Annotated in this window: 15 protein-coding genes; 1 reads left to right on the forward strand and 14 read right to left on the reverse strand. The window is 62.7% G+C overall.

The window, feature by feature from the left end; translation table 11 throughout:
- Nucleotides 1-14: 14 nt before the first annotated feature.
- Entirely contained in the window at nt 15-266 is a 252-nt protein-coding gene (locus AB1402_05130; protein ID MEW6540980.1) for a TM1266 family iron-only hydrogenase system putative regulator, read from the reverse strand.
- 458 nt (nt 267-724) lie between these two features.
- On the opposite strand from AB1402_05130, the gene AB1402_05135 reads away from it, so the two are divergent.
- Nucleotides 725-1,072, forward strand: a complete 348-nt coding sequence (locus tag AB1402_05135) for a hypothetical protein (protein MEW6540981.1) — start codon at nt 725-727, stop codon at nt 1,070-1,072.
- 237 nt (nt 1,073-1,309) lie between these two features.
- Here the strand turns inward: AB1402_05135 and AB1402_05140 are convergent, their stop codons facing one another.
- The 13 genes from AB1402_05140 to AB1402_05200 all read right to left on the reverse strand — a co-directional run bounded on the left by AB1402_05140 (nt 1,310) and on the right by AB1402_05200 (nt 12,713).
- Entirely contained in the window at nt 1,310-1,831 is a 522-nt protein-coding gene (locus tag AB1402_05140; protein MEW6540982.1) for a hypothetical protein, read from the reverse strand.
- Between the two features lie 116 nt (nt 1,832-1,947).
- Nucleotides 1,948-2,457 carry a hypothetical protein gene (locus tag AB1402_05145; protein ID MEW6540983.1) on the reverse strand — a complete coding sequence of 170 codons (510 nt, stop codon included), beginning with the start codon at nt 2,455-2,457 and terminating at the stop codon, nt 1,948-1,950.
- Between the two features lie 150 nt (nt 2,458-2,607).
- Nucleotides 2,608-3,186: a hypothetical protein gene (locus AB1402_05150; GenBank protein MEW6540984.1), complete on the reverse strand. Its 579-nt coding sequence runs from the start codon at nt 3,184-3,186 to the stop codon at nt 2,608-2,610.
- Nucleotides 3,187-3,327: 141 nt separating this feature from the next.
- A complete protein-coding gene (locus AB1402_05155) occupies nt 3,328-3,672 on the reverse strand; it encodes a hypothetical protein (GenBank protein MEW6540985.1) in 345 nt (114 codons plus the stop codon).
- The gene (locus AB1402_05160; GenBank protein MEW6540986.1) at nt 3,630-4,190 is read right to left on the reverse strand and encodes a hypothetical protein; all 561 of its coding nucleotides are present in this window, start codon (nt 4,188-4,190) and stop codon (nt 3,630-3,632) included. The genes AB1402_05155 and AB1402_05160 overlap by 43 nt, the downstream gene beginning before the upstream one ends.
- Nucleotides 4,191-4,260: 70 nt before the next feature.
- On the reverse strand, nt 4,261-5,157 hold the full coding sequence (locus AB1402_05165) for a radical SAM protein (protein MEW6540987.1): 897 nt from the start codon (nt 5,155-5,157) through the stop codon (nt 4,261-4,263).
- Nucleotides 5,154-6,527, reverse strand: a complete 1,374-nt coding sequence (locus tag AB1402_05170; GenBank protein ID MEW6540988.1) for a nitrogenase component 1 — start codon at nt 6,525-6,527, stop codon at nt 5,154-5,156. The genes AB1402_05165 and AB1402_05170 overlap by 4 nt, the downstream gene beginning before the upstream one ends.
- Before the next feature lie 2 nt (nt 6,528-6,529).
- On the reverse strand, nt 6,530-8,002 hold the full coding sequence (locus tag AB1402_05175; GenBank protein MEW6540989.1) for a nitrogenase component 1: 1,473 nt from the start codon (nt 8,000-8,002) through the stop codon (nt 6,530-6,532).
- Entirely contained in the window at nt 7,986-9,434 is a 1,449-nt protein-coding gene (locus AB1402_05180; protein MEW6540990.1) for a nitrogenase component I subunit alpha, read from the reverse strand. Before AB1402_05180 ends, AB1402_05175 begins: the two co-directional genes overlap by 17 nt.
- 23 nt (nt 9,435-9,457) lie before the next feature.
- The gene (locus AB1402_05185; GenBank protein ID MEW6540991.1) at nt 9,458-9,823 is read right to left on the reverse strand and encodes a P-II family nitrogen regulator; all 366 of its coding nucleotides are present in this window, start codon (nt 9,821-9,823) and stop codon (nt 9,458-9,460) included.
- 78 nt (nt 9,824-9,901) lie between these two features.
- Nucleotides 9,902-10,219: a P-II family nitrogen regulator gene (locus AB1402_05190; GenBank protein ID MEW6540992.1), complete on the reverse strand. Its 318-nt coding sequence runs from the start codon at nt 10,217-10,219 to the stop codon at nt 9,902-9,904.
- On the reverse strand, nt 10,220-11,062 hold the full coding sequence (nifH, locus tag AB1402_05195; protein MEW6540993.1) for a nitrogenase iron protein: 843 nt from the start codon (nt 11,060-11,062) through the stop codon (nt 10,220-10,222).
- A 253-nt stretch (nt 11,063-11,315) separates the two neighbouring features.
- Nucleotides 11,316-12,713 carry an ammonium transporter gene (locus AB1402_05200; GenBank protein ID MEW6540994.1) on the reverse strand — a complete coding sequence of 466 codons (1,398 nt, stop codon included), beginning with the start codon at nt 12,711-12,713 and terminating at the stop codon, nt 11,316-11,318.
- Nucleotides 12,714-12,828: the final 115 nt, after the last annotated feature.

Consider the following 12,828-nt stretch of genomic DNA (forward strand, 5'->3'; position numbering starts at 1 on the left):
CCCGGGCCTTCAAGTTACCTTCTCCCCGTCAGGCAACTCCGCACCTCCACGCCCGGCAACACGCCCAGCTTGCCGGTCAGCGATCCGACCGCGTCGGTCGTCCCGTCCACGATCAGCGAAATTACGCAGATGTTCTTCTCCCGGTAGGGGATGCCCATCCGGCCCACGATGATGTCGGCGTGCGCGCTCAAAATCTCGTTCACCCGGGGCGCCATTTCGATCCGGTCTTGGATCACGATGCCCACGACCCCAATCCGAGTCTCCATCTCCCTATTCCCCGCCTTCAAAAAAAATTCCACCCGCCAAGGGTGGGACCCGCACATTTCCCCCCGCCCCTTGCCTTCAGGCCGCCACCGCCGCCCTCCGCGCAGGACTCCGGATACAACGCTTTTCTTAAAGCCGCTTTGCACTTTCTCAATACTTCACTCGTTGTTGCCATCTGCATCAGCATACCTCATTGGTGCTTAGACACTCAGTCCAAGGCAGCCCCTCATCTTTTCCATACCAATTATTATAACACACCAGGCAGCACTTCCCATCCTGGGTTCGCTTCCGCCGGCGGCGGAGTGAGCAGCCCATTACGGCGGCAAGCTGCTGGGCCAGTCGTAGAGCCCGGACAGCGCCCCGGCGGCCAAAGAAGATGTTAACATGCACCCTGTAAGCCGGATAGGAATAAAGTTGGTGGAAGCGCCCGACATTGCGGGTAACTAAGGAGGGAATATGGATGGGCACGACTGGGAAACCCGATGCCGCCCTGAAAGAAATGGCCAAACTTGGGGCCTTGTTGGCAGAGCATGGTCGGCTTGGGAACCTGATCTTGATATATACCAACAATGTGTACATAAAAAATACCGAAGACCACTCCGGACCGAACTCATTCAAGGAACAAGATAAATATGGCGCCGAGGACTGGGAGGATGGCGAAGAAGAGGGTGATCATGACCAGGATGACGATGATAACGAAGACTGGGATGAAGAAGAAGAGGATGAGGATGAGGACGAGGATGAGGACGAGGACGAGGACGAGGATGTCCGGCGCCGGATGAACGATGACGATGACGATGCGGATTGACGGTTGATAAAAGACCCCCTCGTCTTTGGCCGGACGGGATTCATTTAGGCGAACCATAAAAAAGGTCCTTGGCTTCTGGGTGCAGAAGCCAAGGACTTTATAGTCGCCGCGGGCAGGCGCCGGTGTCTAGGAGACCGCTTTCAAAAAACTCGCGCCTGGCAAAAAAGAGGTGTGCAGTGAGAGGTTAGAAGCGCCGGCTTCGCCGCATCAAGCCATGCTTGTTTTTCGCGGTCTCTCCTAGCAGAACGTGGAGGCGGCGCTGATCTTGAGAATCTCTTCTCTGCTGACAACAATGCACAGCTCCACAACCACTTTGAGAAGCAGAGCAACGGTTGGTACCAATGCTCCCGCAACGACCGCAAACTGCGTAATGGGCGTATCGATAACCCCTAGTACCTGGATATCGTGCTTCTGGATATTATCACCAGGCAGAACGCCCGGGCATTCAACAACGCCCTGGAAGGGGACATTCACGGTGATACCCACCAGATTAATGATACCGGCAACGACAATGTTCAAGGTCACGGGGACAAAGCCGACGTTGACAATTTTGTTCGGCACGGCTTCAAGCACTTGGATCACCGGCGTACCGACGGCGGTGATTGTTGTTTGGATCTGGTCCAGAAGGGCAACATCGACACCGGCCAACGGAATTGTAAGATCACCGAATTCGTTGACGCGTTCCTTACAGAGAACCCGCAGTGTTTTCAGGTGTTGGTTGACGAACTGCGACGGCAAAATTTGATTGACAAACGCCATTAGGGAATTCCTCCTTACTATAATGGTGCTGCATCCTATTCCATATAAATCCAAAAGGTGACAGTGCTGCCACTCAATAGTTAAAATTTTCCTGACACCCGGTCACCGTCCGGGATCTAGCAGAACGCTTCGACGGCGTTTACTTTCAGCACCGTTTCACGGACAACAATGATGCACATTTGGAGAACCGCTTTCAAGCTAAGGTTGAGTACGAGCAGGTTCGTGCCGGTGTCGAGCAACTGCACCGGCGCAATGCTGAAGCCTTCGACCTGGACGTCCTGCTTCTGCACGATGTCACCGGGCAACGCCCCGGGGAACTCCAAGACCCCCTGGAACGGGATTTCAAGCAATTGAACGATCACGAGGCCGTTTACGGAGAGTGAAACCGGCACCACACCTTGGTTGATCACCTTGCGGGGGAACACCTCCAAGACACGAATCTGAGGCACTCCAACCAAGCTGAGAGTGACAGGGGGTTCCAATCGTCCCGTCAATGGATCCATTACCACCCCGGCAGGGGCACGGATGGTAACGTCACCAAATTCCTGGACACACTGCTGTCCAATCACCAGCGGGACCTTGATGCGCTGATTAAACTTGTTTTCAGACGAACAGGAGTACGGCATCTTGGGGAAACCTCCTTGTGTGGCTCAAAAGCATATCCGTCCACATAGGGGACGCAACATCAAAGCAGACAACCATGCCGCTCTAGCGGCACCATCGGAAGGATGAAAATACCCCTCACCCTGACCCTCTCCCAGAGGGAGAGGGTATTTTCAGGGCAGCTCGATTCTCGACCCCTTTTTCTTCGGGCACGGTTTTTCCACCACCGGAATGGTTAGTATTTCCTCCCGGGCGACAATAAGCCGAACCCTGAGGATTACCTTGACCACCAGTTTGATCTTCATTCCCACTCCTGGCGCCGTGTGGTCCGGAAAACCGAAGACCAGCAACGACTCAACCTTCGGGAATTCCTGAACGTGATCACCCGGCCTGATACCCTTGATTCTCAGGATGGACTGGACGGGAAGCAGGAGGTGTTTAACGATCTCCTTTTTGGTGGGACAAGGATCGGGATCATGGTTCTCAATAGTCAGCCTGACTTTGACCGAACCGTGGTTGATGAGCAGGCCTTTTAGAATCGTAGGTTTAAGAACCACATCGTCAACCAGCTCCAAACGTACGGGATGGTCGAGCCCGCCGGTCGTTTTGTCAATCCCAACGCCTACCGGCGCGGGGACAGCCAGTTCACCAACCTTGAGCACCTTTTGATCGAACAGCACAACCAGGGATTTAATGTCTTTGGTCGTCAGCTTGGGCTTGGGCAGTTTGCCTCTGAGATCGATTTCCTCCACGTCGATAACCCCTCTCTGGAGGCTTAAAAACCACGGCGTCCAGGACGGTGTCCCGGAGAGAATGGCTTATAAGCCTCCGAAAAAAATTGCTACGTACTGTAGCAATATATGTGAGACGTGGAATATTGGTTATGTTTCGTTTTAAAAGGCCGGACGCCAAACCGCCTCCCCGGCGCGGGTGCCGGAGCGGTGGCAGAGCCGGTGAATCACCCGCTCCAAGGACTTCAGCCGCCGGGCGTCGACACCGGTCTCCCAGCCGCAGAACCTCCGGACCGCGCGCACGACCTCCCCCAGGTCGGCGTTCCCCGCCCGCTCCCCGATCCCGTTCACGGTCACGCTCGCGGCCCGCGCCCCGGCCCGGAGCGCGGCCAGGGTGTTCGCCAACGCCAGGCCGAAATCGTCGTGGGCGTGAATTTCCAAGGGAAGGCCGGCCTCGGCGGCCGTCAATCGCCCCACCAAGGCAGCGGTGCGAAACGGGTCCAGCACCCCCCCAACGTGTCGCACACGCGCAGGCGTTGGGCGCCGGCCTGCCGGGCGGCCTGGGCGTAGGCGGCGAGGAAGTCGGGGTCGGCCCGCGAGGCGTCCTCGGCCCCCACCGAAACCCGGCAGCCCCTGGACCGGGCGTAGGCCGCCATCTCCGTCATTTGTCCGAGCACCCAGTCCCGGTCCCGGCCCAGTTTGTACCGCAGGTGAATGTCGGAAACCGGAGCGGAAAGATGCACCAGCGTCACGCCGCAAGCCAGCGAGGCTTCTATGTCCGCGCGGTGCACCCGGTTCCAGGCGGTGATCTCGGCCTTAAGGCCCGCCTGAACCAGGGCGGCAACCGCCTCCTGCTCCACCTTCCCCATCGCGGGTGTCCCCGCCTCGATGACATCCACCCCGAGTGCGCTCAGGAGTTTTCCCACCCTAATTTTTTCGGCGGTGGAAAAAGCCAATCCCGCCGATTGTTCCCCGTCCCTTAAGGTGCAGTCCACAATCAGGAGGGCAGGTGGTGAGCATTTCAAGGACGGACACTCCTTTTTTTAGAATTCAGAATCCAGAATTCAGAATGAAAAACAGCCGGACCGGAATCAGTTAAGAATGAAGGCGGGTACCGGCGGCCAGCAGGCCGCAGGCATCGGCCCGGCACTGTCGGCACCAGCTCATCTGCGGCACCACCCCCGCGTTCTTCCGGCGCATTTCGCGCACTTGAGCGCCGGTCGGCCGGTCCAGGTGCCGGAAGGCACCCGCGGGATAAAGCGGCATGGTGTTCATCAGCCGTACGCCGAGTGCGCCCACGGTGCGCGCCACTTCCCCGAGGTGCGCGTCGTTCACCCCCGGGATCAGCACCGTGTTCACCTTCACGGCCAGGCCGAAGCCGACCGCGCGCCTGATGCCCGCGAGCTGGTTTTCGATCAGGAGCGCGGCGGCTTCCTCCCCGCGGCGGCGTTTCCCCTCATGATCGATCCACTCGTGGATCAGGGCTCCGATCACCGGATCGACGCTGTTCACGGTCACCGTCAGCGCCCCCACGCCCAGGTCGGCAAGCCGCTCGACCGACTCCGGCAAAACGAGGCCGTTGGTGCTTAAGCAAAGGATCAGTTGTGGAAAGGTCTCCCGCACCAGTTCAAAAGTGCGGAAGGTCTCCGGGTTGGCCAGGGGGTCCCCCGGCCCCGCCACCGCCGCCACCCGGATCCGGGGTTCGGCGGCCAGCGCCCGGTGCAGGGCGCCCAGCGCCGTCTCCGGGGCGAGCACCTTGCCGGCGGTTCCCGGCCGGTTTTCGTGCGCACAACTCCAGCCCTCGGAGCCCCCGGAGCCCCCGGAGCTCCCGGAGCTCCCGGCCGCCCTCCGAAACTCCCGGTCGCAGTAGCCACACTTGATGTTGCAGCGCGGCGCCACCGGCAGGTGCACCCGGCCGAAGCGGCGGTGCGCGCCGGGATTGAAACAGGGATGCCCTTTCAATTCGTGGTCGAAACGTGCCTTGCGCCTCAATTCCGAGACTCCCCTTTCACGATCCGCCAAACCGGGGCCTTGAGGGCGGCCAGAATGTCACGGGCGAAGTTCAAGAAACCGGAATACCCGGCGTAGGGGCCGCTCTCCTGCGGAAAGACGGTGAACGGAACCCCAAACTTGTGGGCCAGCCATTTTTCCCGCGTCCCGCCGGCAATGACGTCCGGACGGTACTGCCGGATGAACCGCAGGACTTCCTCCTCGTTGGCGTCGTCCACCAGCGCCGTCCCGGGGTTCAGGCCGGTCCAAGCCTCGCGGTAGTCGTTTTGGCACCCGAACTGGCTCCCGGCCGCCACCACCTCCAGGCCCAGGTCGCGATAACCCTTGAGCATGGAACCGAGCCGCGACCCGCCGAAAAACAGGCCCACCCGCTTGCCCGCGAGTTCTCGCCGGTACCGGTCCAAATCGCCGGCGACCGCCGCCTCTCCCTCCGCGATCAACGCTTCGGCCTCCGCACGGCAGTCCAGCCACTCCCCGAGCCGGCGCAAAGAGGCGCTGGTTTCCGTCAGTCCGAAAAAGGAACTCTTGCGGTACTCGATCCCGTACCGGTCCTCCATCTCCTCGGCCAAAAGGCCCCCGGTGCGGCGGCAGTGGATCAGGTTCAACCGCACCCGGTGGGCGCGCGCCAGGCTTTCCACCGAGGCATCGGCGGTGACGGCGTTCACCACGTTTACGCCGAGCCTCCGGAAGAGCCCCTTGATCACGCGGTAGTCGCCCATCACGTCAAACTCGCCCAGAAGGTTGATGTCCCGCGGCCCGGGTTCGCCGGGACCGCCAGGTTCGCCGGGACCGCCGCGCCCGATGAAGTGCTCGAGGAACACCCGCGTTCCGATTTCGTGGCCCGCGGCCTGGTGATAGCCCAGAAAGCCCGGGCAGTGCACCGGGACGCAACGCATGCCGGTGTCCCTTTCGGCCCGGCGGCACACCCGGTCCACGTCGTCCCCGGTGATGCCGGGGGCGCAGGTGACGTACACCAAGAGCGCCCGGTGGTCCGGGAAGCGAGCCGCCAGTTCGCGCAGCGCGCTCAAGAGCTTGGCCTCGCCGCCGAAGATGATCTCGTTCTCGGTCAGGTCGGTCGAAAACACCGGGTACCATTTCTTGCGCACCGTTTCGCCGTAGTAGGCGCACGAAACCGGGCCGTGCACCAGGTGCAGCACCTGGCGCAACTGGGCCAGGAACCACCGGGCGCCGTAGTAGGCGCAGGACCGCTGGGACATGGCCCCGGGAAGCGTGCGCTGGTCGCAGGCCGGGATTTGCCGTCCGGGACCGACGCATACCCCGTGGTCCGCCCGGGCGGGGTCGATGAAGGGCACCCGGCCGCTTCCGGCCGCCGGGGTGTTTTTTATCGCCATACTTAAAGCTGCTGGGTCCGCTCCTCGGGATAGCTCGAATCCAGGATCGCGTTCACCAGGTCGGCCAGCAGCCGTTCCCCCCCTCTGTACCCAACTACCGGGCGCTTCTGATAGCCGACCCGGTCGTACACGAAAAGTCCGGTCCGGACCAGCGGGATCCGGAGTTCCCGGGCGATGTCGGCACCCTTGGAATTGCCGATCAACACCTCCACGGGCATCGTCTTGAGGGTTTCCTCGAATTCGAACAGGTCCGAGCCGTTAAAGACGGCCGGAGTGTGGCCGAACTCACCCGTGAGGCCCTCGATGTCGGCCGCAAACGTCTTGGTCTGCGTTCCAGAAAGCACCGCCACCGGTTCCATGCCCAGTTCGCACACGAACCGGGTCAGGCCGGTGACCAGGTCCGGATCGCCGAACAGCGCCACCTTTTTCATCATGGTGTGGTGCAGGGTATCGGCCATGAAGTCGAGCAGCCGGCCGCGTTCGTCACGCAGTGTCTTGGGCGCCTCGCGCCCGGTGACCCGGGCCAGGCGCTCCAGGAACAGGTCGGTGTTCCGTACTCCGACCGGCACCGGCCCGGCGAACGCCGGGATCTCGAACTTTTGCTCCAGGTAGCGGGCCCCGAGCCCGCCCTCGTTCGGGCACAGGGCGAAGGTGGCCATGGAGTTGGCCATGTCCTCGACCTCCTCCACCCGGGTGCCCCCCTCGGGGTAGTAGGGCAGGGTCTGGGGCGGCATCAGCGGGGTGTCGAACACGTCGCTGATGTCGAACAGGACGTGCGCCGCCACCCCCATCTCCGCCAGGAGGTGCTTGATCTCCCGGACATCGCCGGGCATCAGCATTCCGGGGATGATGTTCACCCTGTTGTTCGGCCGCGAGTGGTCGGCGGCCAGGGTCTCCAGGAAGGCCCGGGACGCCCGGTCGTAGCCGGCGACGTGGGAGCCGGCGAAACTCGGGGTGCTGACCAGCACCAGGCGCACCCGGTTGCCGTCTTCCGGACCCAACTCGGAAACCAGGCGCTTTTTCGCCACCTTCACAAAACTGGCCATGTCGTCGCCGATGATCTCACTGGAGCAGGTGGTAACCACGGTGACCACCCGGGGCTTATACCGCACCACCAAGTTCCGGATCCCTTCGGTGAAGTTCTTCCGCCCGCCGAACACGGCGGCGTCCTCGTGGAAAGAGGCGTTGGCGATGCTGGCCGGCTCCTGGAAGATCCGGCAGAAGGTGTAGCGCACGTAGGTGGTGCAGCCCTGCGCCCCCTGCACGAAGGGCAGGCCCCGGTGCATTCCGAGTCCGGCGAACATCGCGCCGAAGGGCATGCAGGTCCGCACCGGGTTGACCACGGCCGCGCGGTTGGCCTTGGGCACCAGCGCCGGGTCGCGCGGCACGTACCCGGGGGTCAACGGCTTTTTCTCGATCTCGAGCTGCCGGTACGTGACGCCTTCGATGGGGATTGGCTCATCGATGCTCGACATGATCAAATACTGTCTCCTTTCCGTTCACCAGGGTCCAGACCGGTGCGCTCACCGCCTGGTGGATGTCCCGGGCGAAGTTGATGAATCCCACGTATCCGGCGTAGGGTCCCTTCTCGTACGAGTGGGAGTTTAAGGTCGGGATGCCCATCTTGCGGCCCAAGTATTTTTCTTTCAGGCCGCACAGGAACAGGTCGGGCCTGTAGCTTTCCAGCATCTCCTCGAGCTCGAATTCGTTGGGGTTGTCGATGATCAGCACCCCGTCGCCGGCCCGGGCGTTGATTTTCTCGTAGTCGTCCTCGTGGGCGAAGGTGCAGGCCCCGGCCACCACCCTCATCTCGAGTTCCTCGAGCAGTTTTATCCAGTGCCAAACCCGCGGGCCGCCCACGTAGATCGCCACCGTCTTGCCGGCCAGCCGCCGCCGGTACCAGTCCAGGGCCGGCTGGAGGCGTGCCGTCTCTCTTGCGACGACCTGTTCCGCCCGCTCCTCCATCCCAAAGTGGCCGGCGATCCTGCGCAGGGCCTTGTTGGTCTGCTGAATACCGAAGAACGACGCCGTGACGTAGGGAAGGTCGTAGCCTTCTTTGATCAAGTCCGCGATGTAGGTCGCCGACCGCTGGCAGTGCACCACATTGAGCTTGGCATCCGGCAGCCGGACCAGGTCCGTCATCCGGGCGTTACCGGTAAAGGTGCCCAGTACGCGCATCCCGATGCTCTCCAAAAGCGGCAGGATCACCTTAAGGTCCCAGTCCATGTTGTACTCCCCGACCAAGGCGATGTCGTACGGTGTGCGCTCCTCCTCGGGGGTGATCAGTTCCGGTCGCTTGCGCCGGATCTCGTTGATCTGTCCGAACAACTGCCGGTTCGCCACGTGGTGCCCCTTGGACTGGCTCACCCCGGAACAGCCGGGCGCCTCGGCAAAGAACACCAGCCTGCCGGTCTCCTGCTCGATTTGTTTGGCCACCGGCCCGATATCGTCTCCGATCAGACCGGAGGTGCAAGTGGTGTACATGATGACCCCCGCCGCTTCCGGGAATAGCTTTATCGACTCCAACGCCGTCTTTAGAAGTTTCTTGCTGCCGCCAAAGACCACGTCCTTTTCCTCCATATCGGTCACCACGCAGTAGCGCCGGTTAAACGCTACGTTGTCGAGCCTCCCGGGCCCGGACCAAGCATATTGGTCCGACAAGTGCCGGCGTGTCGCCCAAGTGTAGTAGGCACATCCTACCGGGGCGTGCACGATCTGAATGGCGTCGGTGATCGGTCCGCCCACAACCCCGCGGGCGCCGGCGAACGCGCACCCGCGCTCGGTCATATCCCCCGGGATGGTGTTCACGTTGCACCGCGGGACGAGCGGGTTTTTGCAGTCGGTAATGTACGTGTGCTTATCCCGCTCCGGGATCGACTCATTGCACTTGAGCCTTACAAACGGCATCGGTCTCCCCCCTTCGGTTTTGGTTAGACCAGCGCCTGGTCGCCTTTCTCGCCGGTCCGTATCCGGTAGGATTCTTCGACCGGACAGATGAAGATCCGCCCGTCTCCGATTTCGCCCGTCCGGTTCACCCGGATCAGGGCGGCGACCACCTCGGCCGCGTCCCGGTCCGGCACCACCAGGCTGAGCATGCGTTTGGGGATCCAGCGCATGCCACCCTCCGGGGCGACCAGTCCGGCCGGCAGTTCAAAAGTCACCTCCGCCGCCAGGCCCTTTTGCTTGCCGCGGCCGAGGACCTTCGCCGCCGTGAGGGACGGAAAGCCGATTCTCGCCAGTTCTTCCTTGGTGGCCTGCATCTTGTTCGGCCGGATTACCGCGATGATTTCCTTCATTTCTCCGCCTCCCTCGCGCCCTTATAGCTCTCTCGCACCCTTACAGCTCTCTTGCGCCCTTACAGCTCTCTGGCGCCCTTACAACTCTCTGGCGCCGGTACGGATAGTGTAGGCTTGTTCCACGGGACTGACGAAGACTTTCCCGTCCCCGAAGTTCCCGGTCCGGGCCGCCTGGCCGATGATCTCCACGGCCCGCGCCACGTGCTCGTCCTGCACCACCAGCCACAGCATCGCCTTCGGCAACTCGTCGTAGTAGACACTGCCCATGCGCAGGCCCATTTGCTTGCCGCGCCCGGCGACGTCCATTTTGGTGAGGGCCGAAAACCCGGCCCCGGCCAGGGCTTGGGCCACTTCCTCGGCCCGCTCCGGCCGGACCACGGCGGTGATCTTCTTCAACTAGCCCGCCTCCTCCAGGTCGAGTAATCCGTACTTTTGCACCAGCAATTCCATCTGGTCCATGGTCATGGGGGTCGGGATCACGAAGTGGTCGTTTTCAATGATCCGGCGCGCCAGTTCCCGGTAGACCGCCGCCTGCCCGGAATCGGGCGCGAACTCAGTAACCGTCCGGCGGTTGAATTCCGCCTTCTGCACGATGTTGTCGCGCGGGATGAACATTATCATCCGGGTGCCCAGCAGCGTGCAGAACTCCTCCAGCAATTCCCGTTCGCCTTCCACCCGGCGGCTGTTGCAGATCACGCCGCCCAGGCGCACCCCGCTCTGTTCGGCGTATTTGACCATCCCGCGGCAGATGTTGTTCGCCGCGTACAGGGCCATCATCTCGCCGGACGCGACGATGTAAATCTCCTGGGCTTTGCCCTCGCGCACCGGCATGGCGAACCCGCCGCACACCACGTCGCCCAGAACGTCGAAGAACACGAAGTCCAGTTCATCCCGGTAAGCGTCCAGGTCCTCCATCAGGTTGATGGCCGTGATCACCCCCCGGCCGGCGCAGCCCACGCCGGGCTCGGGGCCGCCGGACTCCACGCACAGGATCCGGCCGAAACCCCGCAGGCACACCCGGTCCAGGGTAACCGCCTCCTCGCCCTCCTCGCGCAGGGTGTCCATCACCGTGGTCTGCATCATCCCGCCCAGGACCAGGCGGGTGGAATCGGCCTTGGGGTCGCAACCGTGAATCATGATGCGCCGGCCAAAAAAATGGGCCATGGCCGCCGCCGTGTTCTGGGTGGTCGTGGATTTGCCGATGCCGCCTTTGCCGTAAATCGCGATCTTTCTGGTCACCTTAAAACGCACCTCCCTCGTTAGTTAAGGGTCAAGACAGGGTCAGGATAATAACTTAAAACACTTGCCGCTCGGACCTCCCCCCGAAAAAGGGGGACAGTCCCCCTTTTTCCTCCCGGTGGCGGCGAGGAATCGTCGTGGGCGCGGCCCTCGCCTTACCCCGGCCGGAAATAGGGAGGCCCCTGCGCCAAACGCCACCGTCCGGACAGGGGCCTCCTCGCCCCGGTATTCTGTTTTACACCGAGCACTTCGGTCAAGAGCGCGCGCCGGACGGGGCCGGGGCCTCGCTTCGGACCGTCGCCGGGATTCCCGGCGGTTCGCGGTACAGCACCCCGCCGCCCACGTAGTCGCTGTAGCCGTCCTCGCCGTGCTGCGCGATGTCCAGACCGGTGTCCTCGGCGTCCGCGCTTGCCCTAAGCGGCACGAACACGCCCACGAGCTTCAGGAGGACGAAAGTGGCCAGGCCCACGAAGACGATGGTGGCCACCACGCCGATCGCCTGGATGCCGAGCTGCGCCGGGTTGCCGGCCAAAAGACCGTCCACGCCGCCGACCGCGGCGGTGGCGAAGACGCCGGTCGCCAGGGCGCCCCAGATGCCGCCCACGCCGTGGATGCCGAAAACGTCCAGCGAGTCGTCATAGCCGAGTCTGTGCTTCAGAATCGTCACGGCGACAAAGCAGAACAGCCCGCCGCCGAAGCCGATGGCGATCGCCGCCAGAGGCGTCACGAAACCGGCGGCCGGAGTGATCGCCACCAGACCGGCGATGCAGCCCGACGCCGTGCCCAGGATGGTCGGCTTGCCGTGCCGCAGCCAATCGGCGAAGGCCCAGGTCATGGCCGCCGTCGCCGCGGCGATCTGGGTCACCACGAAGGCGTTCGCGGCCCGCGCACCCGCCTCCAGCGCGCTGCCGGCGTTGAAACCGAACCAGCCGAACCAGAGCAGAGCCGCCCCCAGCAGCACCATCGGCAGGTGATGCGGCGGCATCGGCCGCTTCCCGAAGCCCCGGCGCGCCCCGAGCACCAGGCAGCCGACCAGGCCGGCGACGCCCGAACTGATGTGCACCACCTTGCCACCGGCGAAGTCCAGCACCCCCAGCCCGGCCATCCAGCCGCCGCCCCAAATCCAATGGCAGAGCGGGGAGTAGACGACGGTCGCCCAGAGCACCCCGAAAATCACCCAGGCGGAAAACCGCATCCGTTCGGCATAAGCGCCGGAAATCAGGGCCACCGTCAGAGCCGCGAACATCATCTGGAATACCGCGAAGGCGCCGTGCGGCAGGGTGTACACGACGTCCGCCCCCACACCCTTAAACCCCAGGAAGTCCAAGGAACCGATCAGACCGGCGGTGCCGGGGCCGAACGCCAGGGAATAACCCCACAACACCCACACCACGGTGATCAGCCCAAGCATCGCAAAACTCATCATCAACGTGTTCACCACGTTCTTCCGCGAAACCATGCCGCCGTAAAACAGGGCCAGACCGGGAATCATCAACATTACCAGCGCGGCCGAAATCAAAACGAAACCGGTGTCGGCCGGGCTCGCCGCCGCTTCGCCAGCCAGGGCCAGGCCGGGAACCGCCGTCAGTGCGGCCGTGAGCGGCAGGATCACCCGCCAGCGCAAACGCCCCTTAATTCCCTGTACCCGCATCGTGCCTTCAACTCCTTTTTCAGATGCCCGGGAATGATCCCTGTCCGGAAAACAAGGCACCCCGGGGGATTTAATGGTTCTACCAATTGGTTCCACCGCCGAGGCGCCGTTGCCT

It is taken from the genome of Bacillota bacterium, assembly GCA_040757205.1.
Classification (GTDB): Bacteria; Bacillota; Desulfotomaculia; order Desulfotomaculales; family Desulforudaceae; genus Desulforudis.

Excerpts from the sequence above, each read along its gene's own strand:
- AB1402_05130 (MEW6540980.1), bottom strand. The coding sequence starts at position 266 with ATGGAGACTCGGATTGGGGTCGTGGGCATCGTGATCCAAGACCGGATC.
- AB1402_05135 (MEW6540981.1), top strand. The coding sequence starts at position 725 with ATGGGCACGACTGGGAAACCCGATGCCGCCCTGAAAGAAATGGCCAAA.
- AB1402_05140 (MEW6540982.1), bottom strand. The coding sequence starts at position 1,831 with ATGGCGTTTGTCAATCAAATTTTGCCGTCGCAGTTCGTCAACCAACAC.
- AB1402_05145 (MEW6540983.1), bottom strand. The coding sequence starts at position 2,457 with ATGCCGTACTCCTGTTCGTCTGAAAACAAGTTTAATCAGCGCATCAAG.
- AB1402_05170 (MEW6540988.1), bottom strand. The coding sequence starts at position 6,527 with ATGGCGATAAAAAACACCCCGGCGGCCGGAAGCGGCCGGGTGCCCTTC.
- AB1402_05175 (MEW6540989.1), bottom strand. The coding sequence starts at position 8,002 with ATGTCGAGCATCGATGAGCCAATCCCCATCGAAGGCGTCACGTACCGG.
- AB1402_05180 (MEW6540990.1), bottom strand. The coding sequence starts at position 9,434 with ATGCCGTTTGTAAGGCTCAAGTGCAATGAGTCGATCCCGGAGCGGGAT.
- AB1402_05185 (MEW6540991.1), bottom strand. The coding sequence starts at position 9,823 with ATGAAGGAAATCATCGCGGTAATCCGGCCGAACAAGATGCAGGCCACC.
- AB1402_05200 (MEW6540994.1), bottom strand. The coding sequence starts at position 12,713 with ATGCGGGTACAGGGAATTAAGGGGCGTTTGCGCTGGCGGGTGATCCTG.